The 6,945-nt window shown below is 29.7% G+C and carries 6 protein-coding genes; 1 reads left to right on the top strand and 5 read right to left on the bottom strand.

Going from position 1 to position 6,945, the window contains the following annotated elements; genetic code table 11:
* Positions 1-317: 317 nt before the first annotated feature.
* The 5 genes from CLOBL_RS26245 to CLOBL_RS26225 form a co-directional block, all read right to left on the bottom strand.
* Positions 318-1,052, bottom strand: coding sequence for a hypothetical protein (locus tag CLOBL_RS26245; RefSeq protein WP_077861692.1), 735 nt, complete (start codon positions 1,050-1,052; stop codon positions 318-320).
* A gap of 353 nt (positions 1,053-1,405) precedes the next feature.
* The gene (gltA, locus tag CLOBL_RS26240; RefSeq protein WP_077861691.1) at positions 1,406-2,797 is read right to left on the bottom strand and encodes an NADPH-dependent glutamate synthase; all 1,392 of its coding nucleotides are present in this window, start codon (positions 2,795-2,797) and stop codon (positions 1,406-1,408) included.
* Positions 2,797-3,687, bottom strand: coding sequence for a sulfide/dihydroorotate dehydrogenase-like FAD/NAD-binding protein (locus CLOBL_RS26235; protein ID WP_077861690.1), 891 nt, complete (start codon positions 3,685-3,687; stop codon positions 2,797-2,799). The genes gltA and CLOBL_RS26235 overlap by 1 nt, the downstream gene beginning before the upstream one ends.
* A gap of 239 nt (positions 3,688-3,926) precedes the next feature.
* A complete protein-coding gene (locus CLOBL_RS26230) occupies positions 3,927-5,183 on the bottom strand; it encodes an ATP-binding protein (RefSeq protein ID WP_077861689.1) in 1,257 nt (418 codons plus the stop codon).
* A gap of 189 nt (positions 5,184-5,372) precedes the next feature.
* Positions 5,373-5,930 (bottom strand): accessory gene regulator B family protein, encoded by a 558-nt coding sequence (locus CLOBL_RS26225; RefSeq protein WP_077861688.1) that lies wholly within the window; start codon positions 5,928-5,930, stop codon positions 5,373-5,375.
* Between the two features lie 311 nt (positions 5,931-6,241).
* On the opposite strand from CLOBL_RS26225, the gene CLOBL_RS26220 reads away from it, so the two are divergent.
* On the top strand, positions 6,242-6,799 hold the full coding sequence (locus tag CLOBL_RS26220; protein WP_077861687.1) for a class I SAM-dependent methyltransferase: 558 nt from the start codon (positions 6,242-6,244) through the stop codon (positions 6,797-6,799).
* Positions 6,800-6,945: the final 146 nt, after the last annotated feature.

Raw genomic sequence — 6,945 nt, 5'->3', positions numbered from 1 at the left:
TTAGCGGATAGACATCCTAAATGTAATTTTATTATTGCAACATATATATATAAATTTAAATGTTACATAAGTCAGCATTTTAATACACTTAATTACATTAATAACATCAATTATGCCAATTACATTATTACACTTTTCATTCCAATTTTCAACACAGGTAATGATTGTTATTCTCTATATTTATCCAAAATATTTCATTAATAATGTATGTAGATGATTACTTTGACAACTTTCTATATAAGAAAACATAAAAGAGGCTATTTAAAGATAAATGTAAATTTCCTTTAAACAGCCTCGTATTTGAAACCTTAAATATATTAATAATTTACTTGTGCATTAACAGTTGCTTTTTCTTGTTGATTTTCTTCTGCATCTTCTTTTACTATTAACTTAACCAGTTTTTCTCCATAAGGAAGGCATAATTGTATGAACGGTCCTGTTGATGCAAGCGCTAATATTGTTCCTATTCCAATTGTTCCTCCAAGAATAAATCCAATTATTAAGTATCCTGCATCCAATCCTATTCTAATCCAACGATACTGCATATTAGTTTTTCCTTGAATTATAAATGGAACTATATCATTTGGAGCAACGCCCAAATTACTTGCAGATTGTATTGAAAAACCTATAGCGATTATAAAACATCCTATTAAAACTAATATTGCTTTTACAATATAATTATAAGAATCTACTGGGAAATATGAAACTACTTTTACTCCAAGATCTATTATAGGCCCTACACCAACTACGCAGATTAATGTTCCTATATTTATTCTTTTTCTTTCAACTATAAGTATAATTACGAATAATGTAACCAATATAATCATATTGGCGATCCCTGGAGTTACTTCTGGACCACCAGCTATCCATCTAACTAATGCAAAATCTCTTAAAGATGTATTGTTTAAGGACTTTGCCAAACCTTGAGTGAATACAGTAAACGTATCAGAACCTATATTAGTTTTTAAAAATAGTGCAACTCCAAATTGAATTATACTCATTCCAACAAAAAATAGAATTAACCTTTTTACTAAATTAATTGCTTTGTTCATTTTTCTTCTTCCTTTACCACATATTTTTCTACTATTATTGCTACAACTAAACTCCGCCTAAAACATTTAACATTTATTTATGTAAATGTTTTATGTATACTATATAAAATTACTATGTTATTTTATTAACAATATGTATTTTATATTATTAATATTATTTTGTCAAAGAAAAAAATCAAATTTACTCGAAATTAATTATAAATAACGACATTAATAATTTATGACTAATATTATTGATCTATTTAATTAAAAAGGACACTTACCTAGTTAATTAATAAGTAAAACTTAAAATTCTTACTATAATAAATGTCCAATATATATCTTTATTCTAAAATATTCTTTTGAATACTTTGTTACTTGTGTAAATATTCATCAATAGCTTTTGCAGCCTTCTTGCCTGCTCCCATAGCTAAGATTACTGTTGCTGCCCCTGTTACTGCATCTCCGCCAGCATATACACCTTCCTTAGTAGTAAGGCCTGTTTCCTCCTCAGCTACAATGCATCTTCTCTTATTAATTTCGAGTCCATTAGTTGTTGACGAGATTAGTGGATTTGGAGAGGTTCCAAGAGACATTATCACGGTATCTACTTCCATAATAAACTCTGAGCCTGGAATTTCAACAGGACTTCTTCTACCTGATGCATCAGGTTCACCAAGTTCCATTCTTATGCATTTCATCCCTTTAACCCATCCATTTTCATCTACTAATATTTCTGTTGGATTAGTCAGTACATCGAATATTACTCCTTCATCCTTAGCATGATGAACTTCTTCTGCTCTTGCTGGAAGCTCAGATTCTCCTCTTCTGTAAACTATATGGCTTTCAGTTCCAAGTCTTAATGCAGTTCTTGCTGCATCCATTGCAACATTTCCACCACCAACTATTGCAGCTTTCTTTCCTATTCTTACTGGGGTACTATATCCGTCTACTGCTGCCTTCATAAGGTTTACTCTTGTTAAGAATTCATTAGCTGAGCAAACCCCATTAGCATTCTCTCCTGGTATACCCATAAATTTTGGAAGACCTGCTCCTGATCCTATAAATACAGCTTTAAAATCTTCTTGTTCAAATAATTCATCTAATGTTATAGTTCGTCCAATTATAACGTTAGTTTCTATTTTAACACCAAGTTTTTTTATATTTTCCACTTCATTTTTAACTACTTTATCTTTTGGAAGCCTGAATTCTGGAATACCATATTCTAATACTCCACCAGCTTTATGAAGTGCTTCAAAAATTGTTACATCATATCCCCTTTTAGCTAAGTCACCAGCACAAGTTAAACCTGATGGTCCACTTCCTATAACTGCAACCTTAATTCCATTCTTCGGTTCTGTTTCACTTAAATCCACATTATGTTGCGCAGCCCAGTCAGCTGTAAATCTTTCAAGCTTTCCTATAGATACAGGATCTCCTTTAATTCCCAGAACGCATTTACCCTCACACTGCTTTTCCTGAGGACATACTCTTCCACATACTGCTGGAAGCGAACTATATTTTGAAATTTCCTTTGCTGCATCTTCAAATTCACCATCTTTAATATGTGCTATAAAACCAGGAATATTTATTGATACTGGACATCCATCTATGCATTTAGGCACTTTGCAATTTAAGCATCTTGAAGCTTCCTTTGTTGCTTCTGCTTCATTATAACCAAGGCAAACTTCTTCAAAGTTTGTGGCTCTAACCTTTGGATCTTGCTCTCTTACTGGTACTCTAACCATTCTTTCATTCATATCCATTACTTATCACCCCTGCATCCACAGCCGCCATGACTATGTGTATTTCCTTCTTCAGCTTCAAGCTTAGCCCTGCCTTCTTCAGTTTTATACAGTGCTTGTCTTCTCATTGATTCATCATAATTTACTAGATGTCCGTCAAACTCTGGTCCATCAACACATGCAAATTTAACTTCACCTCCGACTGTTACCCTGCAAGCTCCACACATGCCTGTACCATCGACCATTATAGGGTTTAAACTTACTGTAGTCGGAATATTTAATTCCTTAGTCAGCATAGAAGTAAATTTCATCATTATCATTGGTCCGATAATAACAGCTTGATCATATTTTTTTCCTTGATTATTAATCAATTCCTTAAGCATATCTGACCCATTCCCTTTAAAGCCATAAGATCCATCATCGGTTGTTACATAAAGATTTCCTGATACACGTTTTAATTCTTCTTCATATATCAATAAATCTTTACTTCTGCTCCCCAATATAACATCTACATTAATTCCATTTTCATGCATCCATTTTACTTGTGGGTAAACTGGTGCTGCGCCAACTCCACCTGCTATGAATATAAATTTCTTTTTCTTTAACTCCTCTACACTTTCATGTATAAATTCACTTGGTTTACCAAGCGGCCCAACAAAATCAGCTACATATTCACCTGAATTGTATTCTGCTAATTTCTTTGTACTTTGGCCAACAGTTTGAAAAACTATTGTTATTGTTCCTTTTTCCTTATCATAATCTGCGATTGTTAAAGGAATCCTTTCCCCCATTTCGTCGTCTTTTATAATAATAAATTGTCCAGGCTTTGCAGCTTTAGCTACTCTTGGAGCTTCTATATCCATAAGAAATATATTATTTGTAAGGCTTTTTTTATTAGTTATCTTATACATGCATAACACCCCTTCCTAATTGTTAATTTTTATTTCTTATACTATAATTTTACAACTATTGTTCTGAATTTTCAAAATAATTTTTATTTTTCTATCAAAACTTGGATAAACTAATTACAAACCATGATTTTTATTCTTAAAATATAATAAACCTAAATAATAAAGAAGATTATAATATTCAAATCCTCTTTATTATTTAGGTTTATATTAATTGCTTGTCTCTTGTAATTTTCTTAACTCTATATGATAGGTAGTACTATTTTAAATTCGGTAGTAGACTCATTACTTTTAACATATACTTTCCCATTATAACTTTCTACCAAATCTTTTGCTATACTCAATCCATATCCGCGATTGTTATCACTATTTTCTTTTGTTGTAAATCCAGCTTTAAAAATTTCACTTAAGTGACTTTCTGGTATCTTAGAACCATTATTTTCTATTCTCACTACTATATGTCCTAAATATTCATAGCTTCTCGCAATTATTACGCCTTCTCCATTCATTGCTCTAATTGCATTACTTACTATACTTGATATAACTCTATAAAATTCCATCTCATTCATTTTTATAAATGAAAAATCGCAACTTTCTTCAATTATTACATGTATTCCCCTATCTATAGCTGGTTTAAGCGCTAGTGACAGCACTGATTTATTATCCATACTCACTTCTACTGCCGTTGGCGTTGATTCATTATTATTTATAATATCTTTTAAGGATTTCTTTAAGTCTTCGTATCTTTTCATTAGGCAAAGTCCATATAAATAAGAAATCTGTGCTCCATAGTCATGTTTTATTTTTCTAAGTTCATTATTTTTAGCTTCTAAAGCTTCATTTAATTTATATATCTGTATAGATTTCTGATGAACTTTCCAAAAATAAACTAATGTTACTATAAACGATATAAAGAATATCATGTAAATAATGTTCTTTATCAATTGATTTTTTTCTGTAAGTTCAACTGAATAGGAAACTAATATAAAGTCTATAATAAAACTCATTATTAAGAATAATATATAAATTTGCTCATAAACTATAAATTTATAAATTTGTTTTACATTCCTTATATACTTAAAATATATTAATAAAAGTATCCATACTGGAATATAAATTATAAATATTTTTTCATAACTTATATACTCTTGTGGCAATATCATTTTTACATATCTAAAAATTACATTTCCAAATATGACATAATATATTCCTAAAATAAAATAAGTCATTGTATATGCTGTTAATGCACCCCAAATATTCTTTCTATATAATATAGAAAGCAAAATTAAACCTGTTATATGAGTTGAAAATATAGTTATCTCTGGATTACTTTTAAATGATTCCATAAAAAATTGACTTATTAAAAAAAATAACAATGCTATTATAACTAGTTTCTTTTTATTTTCTTCTTCTTTTTTATCCACACATCTGAATATTGTATATGTACATGCTATTGACTGAAATATCGAAGTAATCATACAAATGCTAATTAATGCCAATTTGTGCCCCCCTAACTTATTTTGAACCATACTTTCATCTTAATTTCTTCACTAATTTTGGTATTTTTCAACACATGAGCGCAAAAATAATGCTGGTTCCAACGTGACCCAGCGCCCCTATATCTTTTAACTTATGTAATAATTTTAACCTTTTATGAAAAACTTGTACTTTAAAATTAGTAAATAGATTTAACTTTCCCTTTTATTAAACATTAACATTGTTTCAATAGACATAGTCCACGTTATTAATGCATAATAACTACTATAATTATATAAGATTATAGACAATAATCCAAATATTATTGAAGTATATAGTCCTCTAATTCTATTGTTTTTGATTAATTGTGGGCGTGTTATTGGCATTCTGGGATTTATTATTGGAGCTTGATTCCATATACAAAATATGCTCAAAAAGATTAGGATACAATTTCCTATAAAACTAAGATTACATTGTAAACTTAAAATTAGAATTCCAGATGTAACTAACAGTGTAACTATAAAACACTTAATCTGGGTATCTTCATGATATCCTCCTATAAAAGGCTTGATTACACACATTACCATGATAATAATGATAACCTTATCAAAATATCCAAATAATGAGAAAATACTTATTACTGAAATTATCTTTATCAATTCAAATACAATAGTCACCAAAACATATTCCATTTGCTCAAGTTGTTCCCCACTATATTTTCCATCAATTGCAATATTATTTATAATTTTTTTGCAAATGTCTTTTACCATATTTATCTCTCTTTTATATATTTTTCTAATTATACACTCATTATAAACCGTTTTTTATCGCTTTTCAACATATTTCTACTTTAACTTGCAGATTCACAAAAATTCGGAATACACTGATTATTAAACTTATTTTGTGAACTTATTGTAGTGAACATTGAACGATGATAATATAATCTTGTTCATTATTTGAACCTCATAACTAATTTATTTATATATATTGCAATTCCCAATGTACAGTTTACAATTGCAACATATACATTTTTTGCTTAAGAATTTAATTCTAAAATATAAAACTAGGAGGAATGTGTATTATGGAAGATATGTCTTATTGGAAAGAAGTTTGGGAGAGAAAAGGTAATGGTAACACTACTTCACTGGAAGAATTAGATGGATATGAAGATACTACTGCTAATGTAAAGGAAATTGCGAGAAAAATTGTTGAAGAATTAGACATCAAAGAAACTGATAAAGTATTAGAGGTAGCCTGCGGAGCTGGTGGATTAGCTCAATATATAAAATGTGGTGAATATATTGGCATAGATTATTCTACATCCCTTGTAAAAAGGCATATAGAACTACTTAATAATTCAGTCTTACACGGTGAAGCAAATGACTTAATTTTTAAAGATAAAACTTTTGATAAAGTCTTTTGTTTTGGAGCATTTCATTATTTTCCGAATCAAGAATATGCTAAACAAGCGATTGCTGAATTAAAAAGAGTTGCTAAAGAAGCAATCTTTATTGGGGACTTACCTATAACTTCTCATCGAGAAGAACACTTACTTTATGATAAAAAAGACTTTGAAGATTGGAAAATCATAGACGGATACTACAATCCATGCAGATTCAATGTTTGTCTAAAATTATAACTTGCACCTTATAGATACCCTATTTTAAACTTATGTGGTAACTTACCGAAATAACATACATTTTTGTTCCACAGGACTTATGAAATTTTCGCTGGAAAGTTCTAAGTGAAAGGTTGCACCCATTTCTGCATGTTCCTCAAACAAGT

This window comes from Clostridium sp. BL-8 (assembly GCF_002006495.1).
Classification (GTDB): Bacteria; Bacillota; Clostridia; order Clostridiales; family Clostridiaceae; genus Clostridium.
This window is presented reverse-complemented; position numbering and strand designations above follow the sequence as displayed.

Bases quoted from the DNA above. Each gene is read 5' to 3' on its own strand.
- CLOBL_RS26245 (WP_077861692.1), bottom strand. From the start codon at position 1,052: ATGAACAAAGCAATTAATTTAGTAAAAAGGTTAATTCTATTTTTTGTT.
- gltA (WP_077861691.1), bottom strand. From the start codon at position 2,797: ATGGATATGAATGAAAGAATGGTTAGAGTACCAGTAAGAGAGCAAGAT.
- CLOBL_RS26235 (WP_077861690.1), bottom strand. From the start codon at position 3,687: ATGTATAAGATAACTAATAAAAAAAGCCTTACAAATAATATATTTCTT.
- CLOBL_RS26225 (WP_077861688.1), bottom strand. From the start codon at position 5,930: ATGGTAAAAGACATTTGCAAAAAAATTATAAATAATATTGCAATTGAT.
- CLOBL_RS26220 (WP_077861687.1), top strand. From the start codon at position 6,242: ATGGAAGATATGTCTTATTGGAAAGAAGTTTGGGAGAGAAAAGGTAAT.